Below are 13729 nucleotides of genomic sequence, written 5' to 3'. Positions count from 1 at the left end.
CGAGTGAGCCGCAGAAGGAGACCCGTGCCCGAGCTGCCCGAGGTCGAAGTCGTACGCCGTGGCCTGCAGACCTGGGTCAGCGGACGGACGATCGCCGAGGTCGAGGTGCTGCACCCGCGGGCGATCCGCCGGCATGTCGCCGGCGCGGAGGACTTCGCGGCGCGGCTGCGGGACCGGACCGTCGGCGACGTCAGCCGGCGCGGCAAGTACCTCTGGCTGCCCCTCGCGGACACCGACACCTCGGTCCTCGGCCATCTCGGCATGAGCGGCCAGCTACTCGTGCAGCCGCGGAGCGCCGCCGACGAGAAGCACCTGCGCGTCCGTGTCCGCTTCGCCGACCCGCTCGGCACCGAGCTGCGCTTCGTCGACCAGCGCACCTTCGGCGGCCTGTCCCTGCACGAGAACGCGCCGGACGGCCTGCCCGACGTCCTCGCCCACATCGCCCGCGACCCGCTCGACCCGCTCTTCGACGACGCGGTGTTCCACGCGGCGATCCGGGCCCGGCGGACCACCGTGAAGCGCGCCCTGCTCGACCAGTCGCTGATCAGCGGCGTCGGCAACATCTACGCCGACGAGGCCCTCTGGAGGGCGAAGCTCCACTACGACCGCCCGACCGCGACGCTCACCCGCCCCCGCTCCGTCGAACTCCTCGGCCACGTCCGCGACGTCATGACAGCGGCCCTTGCCGTCGGCGGCACCAGCTTCGACAGCCTGTACGTCAACGTGAACGGCGAGTCCGGCTACTTCGACCGCTCCCTCGACGCGTACGGCCGCGAGGGCGAACCCTGCCGCCGCTGCGGCACCCCGATGCGCCGCCGCCCCTGGATGAACCGGTCCAGCTACTTCTGCCCCCGCTGCCAGCGGACGCCGCGCATCGCGTCCTGACCGCCCGCGGGGCGCCGCACGCGAGAGGGCCCCGGACACCTGAGTGTCCGAGGCCCTCTCACGCAAAGCGGCTGCGGTTCAGTACCCGAAGTTCTGTGTCCACCACGGGCCGCCCGCGCCCATGTGCACACCGACGCCCATCGTCGTGAAGTCGCAGTTCAGGATGTTCGCGCGGTGGCCCTCGCTGTTCATCCACGAAGCCATGACGGCCTCGGCGTCGGACTGGCCGCGGGCTATGTTCTCGCCGCCGAGACCGCTGACGCCGGCCTGGTCCGCACGGTCCCACGGCGTCTCGCCGTCCGGGTTGGTGTGGTCGAAGAATCCGCGCGCCGCCATGTCCTTGCTGTGCGCGCGGGCCAGGTCGGACATCGCGCCGACGGCCTTCAGCGGGCTGCAGCCCACCTTCGCGCGCTCCGCGTTGACGAGATCGAACACGTCGGCCTCCGCGGCGGCGGCCGCGGACGTGGCCGGAGCGGCCGTACGCGACGGGGTCGCGGTGCGCTCCGGGGTGCGGGTCACCTCACGGGTCGGCTCGCGCGTCGGCTTCTTCGCCTCGGGGGTCCGGGTCGTCTCCTTGGACGGCGCCGCCGGTGAGGAGGTCGTCGGCTTCGCGGGAGCCTCGGGCTTCTCGGCTGTCTTCGAGGGCTTCGGCGAGGCCGTCTTGGACGGGGCCTTGGACGGAGTCTTCGACGGCGCCTTGGTGGGGGCCTTCGACGGTGCGGCGCTGCGGTTCGGCGGGGTCGACGGGCTCGCCGTCGGCTCGGCGCTCGCGTCGCCCTGCGCCTGGAGCCTCGACGGCACCTCGCTGCGCATCTCGGTCTGCAGGTCGGCGCCCGCGCCCACGGTGTACTTGTCCTCACCGCCGGGCAGGATGCCGGTGGTCACGGCCACGGCGCCGACGGCCACGGCGGCGGAAACCCCGAGCAGTCCGGTGCGTATGGGCAGACCCGCCCGCTTCTTCCGGCGTGCACCGCCCCGGTGCACGCCTGCCGAGCCCGCCGCGCGGTCGGTTGCGGCCGGCGCGGGGGCTGAGCGTCGATGGCGACCCATCTGCTGTGCCTTCCTGGTGCGCGACGTCGAGCGTCAAACGAACTCACTCGTACGAGTGAGAGCTGATTGCGTCCGGACTGTACGCCATGAGGTCCGGGGCGGAAGTGATGCAGAACCGATTGGCCGGTTAGCGTGCAGCCATGAACGACACCGCACGGCTGACCGCCTGGGTACGCGGCCGAGTACAGGGCGTGGGCTTCCGCTGGTTCACCAGGGCAAACGCTCTGGAGATCGGGGGGCTCACCGGTTTCGCCCTGAATCTTGAGGACGGCAGGGTGCAAGTGGTGGCAGAAGGATCACGTGAGAATTGCCACCGTTTGCTCGAGTGGCTTCGCTCCGACGACACACCCGGCCGTGTCGACGGCGTCACTGAGATCTGGGACACGCCCCGGGGCGGTTACGAGGACTTCGCCATCCGGTGACGGGCGGAGCGGCGGGTCCGCCGGGAGGTGCCCGCGCAGGGTGCCGTGAGCACGGGTCGGGGACGGAAAGTCCCTGGTGGTTGCCAAGAAGAGGCTTGCCGTGCCAGGCTGCGCCAGGAAAGATGATCGACACGCCCCCAGGGCCCCGCAGGTCAGGCACCGCCGCACTCTTCAGTGGCCGGACGCCCCCGGGCCGCCCGCCGATACGGGGCGTGATCGTGTTGACCGTCAAACTTTTTGGTGAGACTCTGGAAGCCCCGCGCACCTCAGCTGTTTGGCAGTAAGAAACGCGGCACGACAAGCAGTACAACGAAGACTGCCGAGCACCGCGGGTGCGAATCCCTCACGACCCACACCGCTTCGGTCGGTCACTCAGTGTGGAGGACCATCCATCATGGCAAAGGCGCTTCTCGGTTACGTCGGCGGTTCCGACCCGCGACTCCTCGCCGAGATGCGACGGCTGCAGCAGCGCGTCCAGGACCTCGAATCCGAGCTTGTACGGATCCAGTCCGAGAACGACGCGCTCAACGCCGCTGTCGCTCAGCACCCCGGAGAGTCGCTGCTCGACGACATCGACATCGATGTACCCCGGGCGGAACCCGCGCTCACCTGAGCGCGGCGTCCGACAGAGTCATCGCGCAGCAAGATATGCAAGGGACGCCCTCGGCGTCCCTTCTTTCTTTCCGCCCCCGTGTGCCCTTTTCCGCCCCCGTGTGCCGAAGTGGCTTCTTCAACATCTGATGTGCCCTGCGCCTTCAGGGGTGAAACCGCAAGTGAAAGGTAGAGTCCGGCGGCGTGCACCTCAAGGCCATGACCCTGCGCGGTTTCAAGTCCTTCGCCTCGGCCACCACCCTGCGGTTCGAGCCCGGGATCACCTGCGTCGTGGGGCCCAACGGCTCCGGCAAGTCGAATGTCGTGGACGCGCTGTCCTGGGTCATGGGCGAGCAGGGCGCCAAGTCGCTGCGCGGCGGGAAGATGGAGGACGTCATCTTCGCCGGGACGACCGGCCGGCCGCCGCTCGGCCGCGCCGAGGTCTCTCTGACCATCGACAACTCGGACGGCGCCCTGCCCATCGAGTACGCAGAGGTCACCATCACGCGGATCATGTTCCGCAACGGCGGCAGCGAGTACCAGATCAACGGCGACACCTGCCGCCTCCTCGACATCCAGGAACTGCTGTCCGACTCGGGTATCGGCCGCGAGATGCACGTCATCGTCGGCCAGGGCCAGCTCGACACCGTGCTCCACGCCGACCCGATGGGGCGACGGGCCTTCATCGAGGAGGCCGCCGGCGTCCTGAAGCACCGCAAGCGCAAGGAGAAGGCGCTGCGGAAGCTGGACGCCATGCGGGCCAACCTCGCCCGTGTCCAGGACCTCACCGACGAACTGCGCCGCCAGCTCAAGCCGCTCGGCCGGCAGGCGGCGGTGGCCCGGCGCGCCGCCGTCATCCAGGCCGACCTGCGCGACGCCCGGCTCAGGCTGCTCGCTGACGATCTCGTACGGATGCGGGAGGCGCTGCGGGGCGAGATCGCCGACGAGGCCGCGCTCAAGCAGCGCAAAGAGGCCGCGGAGGCGGAGCTCAAGGCGGCCCTGACCCGCGAGGCGGACCTCGAGGACGAGGTGCGCCGGCTCGCGCCCCGGCTCCAGCGCGCCCAGCAGACCTGGTACGAACTGTCCCAGCTCGCCGAACGGGTGCGCGGCACGATCTCCCTGGCCGACGCCCGGGTGAAGAGCGCCACCGCCCAGCCCGTGGACGAGCGGCGCGGCCGCGACCCCGAGGACATGGAGCGCGAGGCCGCCCGGATCCGCGAGCAGGAGGCGGAGCTCGAAGCGGCGCTGGAAGCGGCGGAACATGCTCTTGAGGACACCGTCGCGCACCGCGCCGAACTGGAGCGGGAGCTGGTCGTCGAGGAGCGGCGCCTCAAGGACGTGGCGCGGGCCATCGCCGACCGCCGCGAAGGGCTCGCCCGGCTGAGCGGCCAGGTCAACGCCGCCCGTTCGCGCGCCGCGTCGGCCCAGGCCGAGATCGACCGGCTGGCCGCCGCCCGCGACGAGGCCCGGGAACGGGCCGTCGCCGCGCAGGAGGAGTACGAGCAGCTCAAGGCCGAGGTCGACGCACTCGACGCCGACGACTCGGAGCTCGCCGGACGCCACGACGAGGCGAAGCGCGAACTGGCCGACGCGGAGTCCGCGCTGAGCACCGCCCGCGAGGCGCTCACCACGGCGGAACGCAAGCGCGCGGCCGTCGCCGCCCGTCGCGAGGCGCTCGCGCTGGGCCTGCGGCGCAAGGACGGGACGGGCGCGCTCCTCGGCGCGGGCGACCGGCTCTCCGGCCTGCTCGGCCCGGCCGCCGCGCTGCTCACGGTGACGCCCGGCTACGAGATCCCGGTGGCGGCCGCGCTGGGCGCCGCGGCGGACGCGGTGGCCGTCGCCGACCCGTCCACGGCGGCCGAGGCGATCCGGCTGCTCCGTAAGCAGGACGCCGGCCGCGCGGCCCTGATCCTCGCCTCCGCGGACGCCGAGGACGCCGGGGCCGCCGCCGACGTGGAGACGGCCGGCGCCGGGACCGACGCCGTGGGGCTCGTCCGCGGGCCCGCCGAGCTGATGCCCGCCGTACGGCGGCTGCTGCGCGGGACGGTGGTCGTGGGGACGCTCGAGGACGCGGAGGACCTGGTGTACGCGCGGCCCGGGCTCACCGCCGTGACCGCCGAGGGCGACGTGCTCGGCGCCCACTTCGCGCAGGGCGGGTCCGCCGGTGCCCCCAGCCTCCTCGAGGTGCAGGCCTCCGTCGACGAGGCGGCGGCCGAGCTCGACGAGCTGGCCGCCGCGTGCGACGAACTGGCCGCCGCCCAGCAGCAGGCCACCGCACGCCGCGCCGAGTGCGCCGCGCTCGTGGAGGAGCTGGGGGAGCGGCGGCGCGCCGCTGACCGGGAGAAGTCGGCCGTCTCCGGACGGCTCGGCCGGCTGTCCGGTCAGGCCAAGGGCGCGGCGGGCGAGGCCGAGCGGACCGCCGCGGCCGCGGCGCGCGCCCAGGAGGCCATGGAGCGGGCGACCGAGGAGGTGGAGGAGCTGGCCGAACGGCTGCTCGTCGCCGAGGAGGCTCCGGTCGAGGAGGAGCCCGACACCCATGTGCGCGACCGGCTCGCCGCCGACGGCGCCAACGCCCGCCAGACGGAGATGGAGGCCCGCCTCCAGGTCCGTACGCACGAGGAGCGCGTCAAAGGGCTCGCGGGACGCGCGGACGCGCTGGACCGCGGCGCGCGCGCCGAGCGCGAGGCGCGGGCGCGCGCGGAGCAGCGGCGTGCCCGGATGCGGCACGAGGCCGAGGTCGCGGCGGCCGTCGCCGCCGGCGCCCGGCAGCTGCTGGCCCACGTCGAGGTGTCGCTGGTGCGGGCCGAGGCGGAGCGGGCGGCGTCCGAGGCCGCCAAGGGCGAGCGGGAGCGGGAGCTGGCCGCCGCCCGCAGCACCGGACGCGACCTCAAGGGTGAGCTCGACAAGCTGACCGACTCGGTGCACCGCGGCGAGGTGCTGGGCGCGGAGAAGCGGCTGAGAATCGAGCAGCTGGAAGCCAAGGCCCTGGAGGAGCTGGGGGTCGAGCCGGCCGGGCTGGTGTCCGACTACGGCCCCGACCAGCTCGTCCCGCCGTCGCCGCCGGCGGAGGGCGAGGAGCTGCCGGAGGATCCGGAGCACCCCAGGAACCAGCCGCGGCGTTTCGTCCGCGCCGAACAGGAAAAGCGCCTCAAGTCGGCCGAACGGGCGTACCAACAGCTCGGAAAGGTGAATCCGCTCGCCCTGGAGGAGTTCGCGGCGCTGGAGGAGCGCCACCAGTTCCTGTCGGAGCAGCTCGAGGACCTGAAGAAGACCCGCGCCGACCTTCTCCAGGTGGTGAAGGAGGTGGACGAACGCGTCGAGCAGGTCTTCACCGAGGCGTTCCGGGACACGGCCCGAGAGTTCGAAGGGGTCTTCTCCCGGCTCTTCCCCGGCGGCGAGGGGCGGCTCGTACTGACCGACCCCGACAACATGCTCACCACGGGCGTGGACGTCGAGGCGCGGCCGCCCGGCAAGAAGGTCAAGCGGCTGTCGCTGCTGTCGGGCGGGGAGCGGTCGCTGACCGCCGTGGCGATGCTGGTGTCGATCTTCAAGGCCCGGCCGAGCCCGTTCTATGTGATGGACGAGGTCGAGGCGGCTCTCGACGACACGAACCTCCAGCGGCTGATCCGGATCATGCAGGAGCTCCAGGAGAGCTCCCAGCTGATCGTGATCACGCACCAGAAGCGGACCATGGAGGTCGCGGACGCGCTGTACGGCGTCTCCATGCAGGGCGACGGCGTCTCGAAGGTCATCAGCCAGCGCCTCCGCTGAGGATCCACGCAACCCCCACAACCATTCAAGACTTGAACGCAAGTCGGCTTGCGCTTACCTGATGCTGATTTCAGGCAGGGTCTTGACTTCGAAACTTGAAGGAATAGTCTCTGCAATGTTGCTTTTACCTTCAAGTGGTGCTCCCCCCGAAGTCCTGCACCACTTGGAGGGCTCGCCCCGCACGCCCGGCGACGCTGCCGGACGCCCCCAGGAGTACACGTGACCAGCACCGCGCAGCCGCCACCGGCATCGGGAGCCCGCTCGGCCCACCCGGACCACCTCGGGCATGTCATCTTCATCACGGCCGCCGCCGCGATGGGCGGCTTCCTCTTCGGTTACGACAGCTCAGTGATCAACGGCGCCGTCGAAGCGATCCGCGACCGCTACGAAATCGGCTCCGGAACGCTCGCCCAGGTCATCGCCGTCGCTCTGATCGGCTGTGCCGTCGGCGCCGCCACCGCCGGCCGGATCGCCGACCGCATCGGACGCATCCGCTGCATGCAGATCGCGGCCGTCCTCTTCACCGCCAGCGCCCTCGGCTCCGCGCTGCCGTTCACGCTGTGGGACCTCGCCCTGTGGCGGACCGTCGGCGGCTTCGCCATCGGCATGGCCTCCGTCATCGGCCCCGCCTACATCGCCGAGGTCTCCCCGCCCGCCTACCGCGGCCGGCTCGCCTCCTTCCAGCAGGCCGCGATCGTCATCGGCATCGCCGTCTCCCAGCTGGTCAACTACGGCATCCTCCAGCTCGCCGACGGCGAACAGCGCGGCGAGATCGGCGGCCTCGAGGCCTGGCAGTGGATGCTCGGCGTGGAGGTCGTCCCCGCCGTCCTGTACGGACTGCTGTCCTTCGCGATCCCCGAGTCGCCCCGCTTCCTCATCTCCGTCGGCAAGGTCGACCGGGCGCGGCGGGTCCTCTCCGAGGTCGAGGGCAAGAACGTCGACCTCGACGCCCGCGTCACCGAGATCGACCGCGCGATGCGCCGCGAGCACAAGTCCACCTTCCGGGACCTGCTCGGCAGCGGCTTCGGCTTCCTGCCCATCGTCTGGATCGGCATCGGGCTGTCGGTCTTCCAGCAGCTCGTCGGCATCAACGTCGCCTTCTACTACTCGGCGACCCTGTGGCAGTCGGTAGGCGTCAATCCGTCCAGCTCGTTCTTCTACTCGTTCACCACGTCGATCATCAACATCGTCGGCACCGTGATCGCGATGGTGCTGGTCGACCGGATCGGCCGCCGGCCGCTCGCGCTCATCGGCTCCACCGGTATGGCGATCGCACTGGCTCTCGAGGCATGGGCCTTCTCCGCCGACCTCGTCGACGGCAAGCTGCCGGAGACCCAGGGCATCGTGGCCCTGGTCGCCGCCCACGCCTTCGTCCTCTTCTTCGCGCTCTCGTGGGGCGTCGTGGTCTGGGTCCTCCTCGGCGAGATGTTCCCGAACCGCATCCGGGCCGCCGCCCTCGGCGTCGCCGCCTCCGCCCAGTGGATCGCGAACTGGACCATCACCGCGAGCTTCCCGAGCCTCGCGGACTGGAACCTCTCCGGCACCTACGTGATCTACACGGTCTTCGCCGTGCTCTCGATCCCCTTCGTACTGAGGTACGTCAAGGAGACGAAGGGCAAGGCGTTGGAGGAGATGGGCTAATCCCCGCTGCCCCTCTCCTCGTCACGGAAACTGCCCCGGCTCAGCGCGTGAGCCGGGGCAGCACCCGTTCGCACAGCAGCCGGAGGCTGCGCAGGCCCTCGGCCGGCGGCATGCCGCCGCACAGCGGATGCAGCACCAGGCTCTGCGCGCCCAGCCCCACGCACTCGTCCGGGGTCACGATCCGGTACACCCCCTCGCTCCGCAGCTCCCCGACCGTCCGCGCGACGGAGCGCACCGCGGAGCGGATGCCGCGCGACTGCCACGAGGCGTAGGTCCGCGCCTCGTGCAGGAAGTGCTCCCCGTACAGCGCCCACGCGCGGTCGGGGTCCTCCGAGAGATGCAGCAGCGGCGTCTTCTCCGCGGGCATCACACAGAAGCCGCCGGTCCCGTACTCGGCCCGCCGCTCCTCGTAGTACGCCTCCAGCTCCGGCAGATGGGCGCTGGGGAAGAACGGCAGACCGAAACGGGCCGCCCTGCGCGCCGCCGCCCGCGAGGACCCGCCGACCAGCAGCGTCGGATGCGGCCGGCTGTACGGGCGCGGGGTGACCCGCACCGTACGGCCCCGGAAGACGAAGCTCTCGCCGGTCCAGGCCGCCAGCAGCGTCTCCAGCAGCTCGTCCTGCAGCGCCCCGCGCCGGCTCCACTCCACGCCCAGCTGCGCGTACTCCTCGGGCCGGTAACCGATGCCCGCGACCGTCACCAGCCGGCCCTCGCCGACCAGGTCCAGTACGGCGAGATCCTCGGCCAGCCGCAGCGGGTCGTGCAGCGGGCCGATGATCGCGGACACGGTGACCGCGATACGGCGGGTGGCGCCGAGGACCGCGCCGGCGAAGGTCAGCGGCGACGGCAGCCAGTTGTCGGCGGCGCCGTGGTGCTCCTCGGTCTGGACCGTGTCGACGCCGTGGCCGTCGGCGTACGCGGCCATCTCCAGCGCCGCGCGATAGCGGGCCGCGAGGGTCTGCGGCGTCGCGGCAGGGTCGGCCAGGTTGAACCGGACCACCGTGAAGGCCATGGGACGTCCCCCTCCGCCGGGTGTGGGCAGGCGAAGGGGGACAGTAGCTGACATGGCGTCAGATGGGCAGGGGTGCGGCGTCCCGCCCGTGCGCAAGGGGTGTGCCGACCCACCGAATAGACCGGCACACCCCTTGGGTGCGCGTTGGCGCGCCTGACGCCATCCGCATACTGGGACGCGTTGTGACTCCGCCCAGAGGGCTTCTCGCCGGGTTGCACCGGACGGCGGACCAGCCCGGCCCGCAGGGGCTTGCACCCCTGTCCGGAGAACGAAGAGCGCCTTGGGAGGTCACGCATACTGGATGAACCATGGAAATCGTCATCCTTGCCGTAGTCATCGCCCTGGTCGCGATCGGCGCGATCAGCGGCCTCGTGGTCAGCAGCCGCAAGAAGAAGCAGCTGCCCCCGCAGGCGCCGCCGAGCTCGCCGACCATCACTGCTCCGCCCGCCGAACCGCATGTCGGCGACGAGGCGGAGACACCGCGGGAGGAACCCCGCCGCACCATCGAGGAGGTCGACCTCCCGACGGCCGAGGAAGCCGTCGAAACGCCCGTGGCCGTCGAGGACCCGGTCGTCGCCGAGGCCCCCGCGCCCGCCGTCGAGATCCCGGAGCCGACCGCCGGCCGGCTCGTCCGGCTCCGTGCCCGCCTCGCCCGCTCCCAGAACACCCTCGGCAAGGGGCTCCTCACGCTCCTTTCGCGCGAGCACCTCGACGAGGACACCTGGGAGGAGATCGAGGACACGCTGCTCACCGCCGACGTCGGCGTCGCTCCCACCCAGGAGCTCGTCGAGCGGCTGCGCGAGCGGGTGAAGGTCCTCGGCACGCGTACGCCCGAGGAGCTGCGCACCCTGCTCCGCGAGGAGCTGCTGCACCTCATCGGCACCGACGCCGACCGTGCGGTCAAGACCGAGAGCGGTCTCGACACCCCCGGCGTCGTCATGGTCGTCGGTGTCAACGGCACCGGCAAGACCACCACCACGGGCAAGCTCGCCCGTGTCCTGGTCGCGGACGGCCGCTCCGTCGTGCTGGGCGCCGCGGACACCTTCCGCGCAGCCGCCGCAGACCAGCTCCAGACCTGGGGCGAGCGCGTCGGCGCCCGCACCGTACGGGGACCGGAGGGCGGCGACCCGGCCTCGGTCGCGTTCGACGCGGTCAAGGAGGGCATCGCGGAGGGCGCGGACGTCGTGCTCATCGACACGGCCGGCCGGCTGCACACCAAGACCGGGCTGATGGACGAGCTGGGCAAGGTCAAGCGGGTCGTCGAGAAGCACGGGCCGCTGGACGAGATCCTGCTCGTGCTGGACGCCACCACCGGTCAGAACGGCCTGGTGCAGGCGCGGGTCTTCGCCGAGGTCGTGGACATCACCGGCATCGTGCTGACCAAGCTGGACGGCACCGCCAAGGGCGGCATCGTCGTCGCGGTCCAGCGCGAGCTGGGCGTGCCCGTCAAGCTCGTGGGTCTGGGCGAGGGCGCGGACGACCTGGCGCCCTTCGAGCCCGAGGCGTTCGTCGACGCGCTGATCGGCGACTGACGCGCGGGGCGCACTCGTAGCGAAGCCGCCTCGCAGGAAGCGCCTCGCTGGGAGCGCCCATGGGAAGCCCTCATAGGAAGCGCCCGGCCGCCGGAAGGCGGCCGGGCGCTTTCGTGTGCGTCCCCCCGTGTGTCGTGTACGAGGGGGTGCGCGGCGTCAGGACCGGCTGCGGTGGCAGATGTACGCCAGCGTGCCGAGCAGCAGCCGTGCCTCGGGCGGGGCGGTCGCCGTGTCGAGGGACGGGGGCCGCAGCCAGCGGACCGGGCCCAGGCCGCCGCGGTCCGACGGCGGGGCGGTGATGTGCTCGCCCGGGCCCAGGCAGCGCAGGTCCAGATCGGCGTCGTCCCAGCCCATCCGGTACAGCAGCCGGGGCAGTTCCGCCGCCGCACCGGGCGCGACGAAGAACTGGCAGCGGCCGTCCGGTGTGGCGCAGACGGGCCCGAGCGGCAGGCCCATGCGCTCCATCCGCACCAGTGCGCGGCGGCCGGCCACGGCGGCCACGTCGAGGATGTCGAAGGTCCGGCCGACGGGCAGCAGCAGTGACGCCCCGGGCACTTCGGCCCACGCCTTGCTCGCCTCGTCGAGCGTCGCGCCGGCCGGGACCTCGAGCGCGAAGTCGAACGGGTGCGCGCCGGGGGCCGCGCAGCGGTCGTCCCCGCAGGAGCACTTGCCGGAGGCGGCGCGTGTGCCGGGAATCACCGCCCAGCCCCACAGGCCGGTGTACTCAGCCACCGCGGTGGCCTCTGTCGTGCGCCCGCGGCGCCGGGAGCCCGTCCGGATCTGTCCGATCCCACGGGTGCCGCCGATCGTGAAGCCCATGCCCCCTCCAACGGGTCGTAGGCGCCGGTGGTTACGAACCGGAGCTCCCCTGTGACTCTCCGTATCTCCTGCCCGGAGTGCCAGCGGCGCGAGGTGGTGCGTGGGGGAGTGCGGAACGCGGCACGCGCCCGTGCGCGCTACGCTCCATCGCTCCTGATCGTCGTATGTCAAGTGAATCGCGCCTGGCCGTAAGTGAGTTCACTCGGAGGGGTGGCGAATGGTGGCGTTTCTGCAATCTCACTCGCTGAGGCCGTGATCGTGGGATTACCGTCAGTGCATCAACCTGCAATTGCAGTCTGCTTCCGGGTATGCCGGAGGCAATGCGGTTTCCTGTTCGACGGGTGCAAGACCGTTACGGCAGGTTGCAATCGGCGTCATTCTGGTAGGGGTTCGGGCAATGAGGCTTCGGCGGACGGGGGGCACTCCAGTGAGCGGCAGCGGCGCAGACGGTACGAACGCCGGCAAGCGCCCGAACGAGCAGTTGAGTTCGTGGTTCCTGCGCAGCGGCTGGTCGAAGGGTGAACTCGCGCGCCAGGTGAACCGCCGGGCGCGGCAGATGGGCGCCCACCACATCAGCACGGACACCTCCCGGGTGCGCCGCTGGCTGGACGGCGAGCAGCCGCGCGAGCCGATCCCCCGGATCCTCTCCGAGCTCTTCTCCGAACGTTTCGGCAGCGTCGTCGCCGTCGAGGACCTCGGACTGCAGACCGTCCACCAGTCACCGTCGGTGTCCGGCGTGGACCTGCCCTGGGCCGGGGACCAGACCGTCACGCTGCTCAGCGAGTTCTCCAGAAGCGACCTGATGCTGGCGCGCCGCGGCTTCCTGGGCAGCTCGCTCTCCATCGCCGCCGGCGCCGCCCTCGTGGAGCCGATGCAGCGCTGGCTCGTCCCCGTGCCGGGGTCCGAGGCCGCCGGCGAGCCGCCCGTCCCCGTGCGGCGGGGATCCCGTCTCTCCAAGCCCGAGCTGGAACTGCTCGAGGCCACCACTGCCATGTTCCGCCAGTGGGACGCCCAGTGCGGCGGCGGCCTGCGCCGCAAGGCGGTCGTCGGCCAGCTCCACGAGGTCACGGATCTCCTCCAGGAGCCGCAGCCGTCCGCCACCCGGCGCCGCCTCTTCCGGAACGCCGCCGAACTGGCCGAGCTCGCCGGGTGGATGAGCTACGACGTGGGCCTCCAGCCCACCGCCCAGAAGTACTTCGTCCTCGCCCTGCACGCCTCCAAGGAGGCGGGCGACAAGCCGCTCGGCTCGTACATCCTGTCGTCGATGAGCCGCCAGATGATCCACCTCGGTCGCCCCGACGACGCCCTCGAGCTCGTCCACCTCGCCCAGTACGGCAGCCGCGACTGCGCCACCGCCCGCACCCAGGCCATGCTGTATGCGATGGAGGCCCGCGCCTACGCGAACATGGGCCAGCCCAGCAAGTGCCGGCGGGCGGTCCGGATGGCCGAGGACACCTTCGCCGACGTCGGCCTCGACGGCGAGCCCGAGCCCGACTGGATCCGCTTCTTCTCGGAGGCGGAGCTCTACGGCGAGAACTCCCACTCCTACCGGGACCTGGCCTATGTGGCCGGCCGCAGCCCCACCTACGCCTCCCTCGCCGAGCCGGTCATGGAGCGTGCCGTCGAGCTCTTCGGCCAGGATCACGAGCACCAGCGGTCGTACGCACTCAACCTGGTCGGCATGGCCACGGTCCACCTGCTGAAGAAGGAGCCGGAACAGGCCACCGCCTTCGCCGGCCGGGCCCTCAAGGCCGCCAAGCGGGTCCGCTCCGAGCGGGTCAACACCCGGCTCCGCAAGACCGTCGACACGGCCGCCAGGGACTTCGGCGACGTCGCCGAAGTCGCCCAGTTCACGGACTACCTGACCACCCAGCTGCCGGAGACCGCGGAAGCGGTCTGACCGGCGGCGGGCCCCGGCCGCCGGCCACGGCACCCGCCCCGAACAGCCCGACTCGGCTCCCCCCCGTTGCCAAGTCACCGGGCGGGTGTCGTGGCCGGTTCATGCT

10 protein-coding genes are annotated in these 13729 nt (G+C 71.7%); 7 read left to right on the top strand and 3 right to left on the bottom strand.

Annotated features, from left to right (window positions below; translation table 11 throughout):
- Positions 1–24: 24 nt before the first annotated feature.
- Positions 25–885, top strand: a complete 861-nt coding sequence (mutM, locus tag ACWD01_RS16105; RefSeq protein ID WP_451162171.1) for a bifunctional DNA-formamidopyrimidine glycosylase/DNA-(apurinic or apyrimidinic site) lyase — start codon at positions 25–27, stop codon at positions 883–885.
- 78 nt (positions 886–963) lie between these two features.
- On the opposite strand, the gene ACWD01_RS16100 is transcribed toward mutM, so the two are convergent.
- On the bottom strand, positions 964–1935 hold the full coding sequence (locus tag ACWD01_RS16100) for a CAP domain-containing protein (protein ID WP_451162169.1): 972 nt from the start codon (positions 1933–1935) through the stop codon (positions 964–966).
- A gap of 140 nt (positions 1936–2075) precedes the next feature.
- Here ACWD01_RS16100 and ACWD01_RS16095 point away from each other — a divergent pair, with 140 nt between their 5' ends.
- From ACWD01_RS16095 to ACWD01_RS16080, 4 genes are all read left to right on the top strand, one after another.
- A complete protein-coding gene (locus tag ACWD01_RS16095; RefSeq protein ID WP_451162167.1) occupies positions 2076–2357 on the top strand; it encodes an acylphosphatase in 282 nt (93 codons plus the stop codon).
- Between the two features lie 394 nt (positions 2358–2751).
- Positions 2752–2970: a hypothetical protein gene (locus ACWD01_RS16090; protein ID WP_366703321.1), complete on the top strand. Its 219-nt coding sequence runs from the start codon at positions 2752–2754 to the stop codon at positions 2968–2970.
- Positions 2971–3152: 182 nt separating this feature from the next.
- Positions 3153–6719 (top strand): chromosome segregation protein SMC, encoded by a 3567-nt coding sequence (smc, locus tag ACWD01_RS16085; protein WP_451162165.1) that lies wholly within the window; start codon positions 3153–3155, stop codon positions 6717–6719.
- Positions 6720–6938: 219 nt separating this feature from the next.
- Positions 6939–8360, top strand: coding sequence for a sugar porter family MFS transporter (locus ACWD01_RS16080; RefSeq protein ID WP_451162163.1), 1422 nt, complete (start codon positions 6939–6941; stop codon positions 8358–8360).
- Positions 8361–8400: 40 nt separating this feature from the next.
- On the opposite strand, the gene ACWD01_RS16075 is transcribed toward ACWD01_RS16080, so the two are convergent.
- Complete coding sequence (locus ACWD01_RS16075) at positions 8401–9372, bottom strand: LLM class flavin-dependent oxidoreductase (RefSeq protein WP_451162161.1); 972 nt, start codon at positions 9370–9372, stop codon at positions 8401–8403.
- 308 nt (positions 9373–9680) lie between these two features.
- Between ACWD01_RS16075 and ftsY the strand changes: the two genes are divergently transcribed.
- A complete protein-coding gene (gene ftsY / locus ACWD01_RS16070; protein WP_451162159.1) occupies positions 9681–10904 on the top strand; it encodes a signal recognition particle-docking protein FtsY in 1224 nt (407 codons plus the stop codon).
- 156 nt (positions 10905–11060) lie between these two features.
- Here the strand turns inward: ftsY and ACWD01_RS16065 are convergent, their stop codons facing one another.
- On the bottom strand, positions 11061–11723 hold the full coding sequence (locus ACWD01_RS16065) for a bifunctional DNA primase/polymerase (RefSeq protein ID WP_451162157.1): 663 nt from the start codon (positions 11721–11723) through the stop codon (positions 11061–11063).
- A 427-nt stretch (positions 11724–12150) separates the two neighbouring features.
- On the opposite strand from ACWD01_RS16065, the gene nsdA reads away from it, so the two are divergent.
- Positions 12151–13623: a transcriptional repressor NsdA gene (gene nsdA / locus ACWD01_RS16060; RefSeq protein ID WP_451162155.1), complete on the top strand. Its 1473-nt coding sequence runs from the start codon at positions 12151–12153 to the stop codon at positions 13621–13623.
- Positions 13624–13729 lie beyond the last annotated feature (106 nt).

It is taken from the genome of Streptomyces sp. NPDC002835, assembly GCF_053591995.1.
The sequence above is the reverse complement of the archived record's forward strand: the minus strand, read 5'-3'. Positions and strand labels throughout refer to the sequence as shown.

Bases quoted from the DNA above. Each gene is read 5' to 3' on its own strand.
- ACWD01_RS16065 (WP_451162157.1), bottom strand. From the start codon at position 11,723: ATGGGCTTCACGATCGGCGGCACCCGTGGGATCGGACAGATCCGGACG.
- ACWD01_RS16075 (WP_451162161.1), bottom strand. From the start codon at position 9,372: ATGGCCTTCACGGTGGTCCGGTTCAACCTGGCCGACCCTGCCGCGACG.
- ACWD01_RS16100 (WP_451162169.1), bottom strand. From the start codon at position 1,935: ATGGGTCGCCATCGACGCTCAGCCCCCGCGCCGGCCGCAACCGACCGC.
- ACWD01_RS16095 (WP_451162167.1), top strand. From the start codon at position 2,076: ATGAACGACACCGCACGGCTGACCGCCTGGGTACGCGGCCGAGTACAG.
- ftsY (WP_451162159.1), top strand. From the start codon at position 9,681: ATGGAAATCGTCATCCTTGCCGTAGTCATCGCCCTGGTCGCGATCGGC.
- ACWD01_RS16090 (WP_366703321.1), top strand. From the start codon at position 2,752: ATGGCAAAGGCGCTTCTCGGTTACGTCGGCGGTTCCGACCCGCGACTC.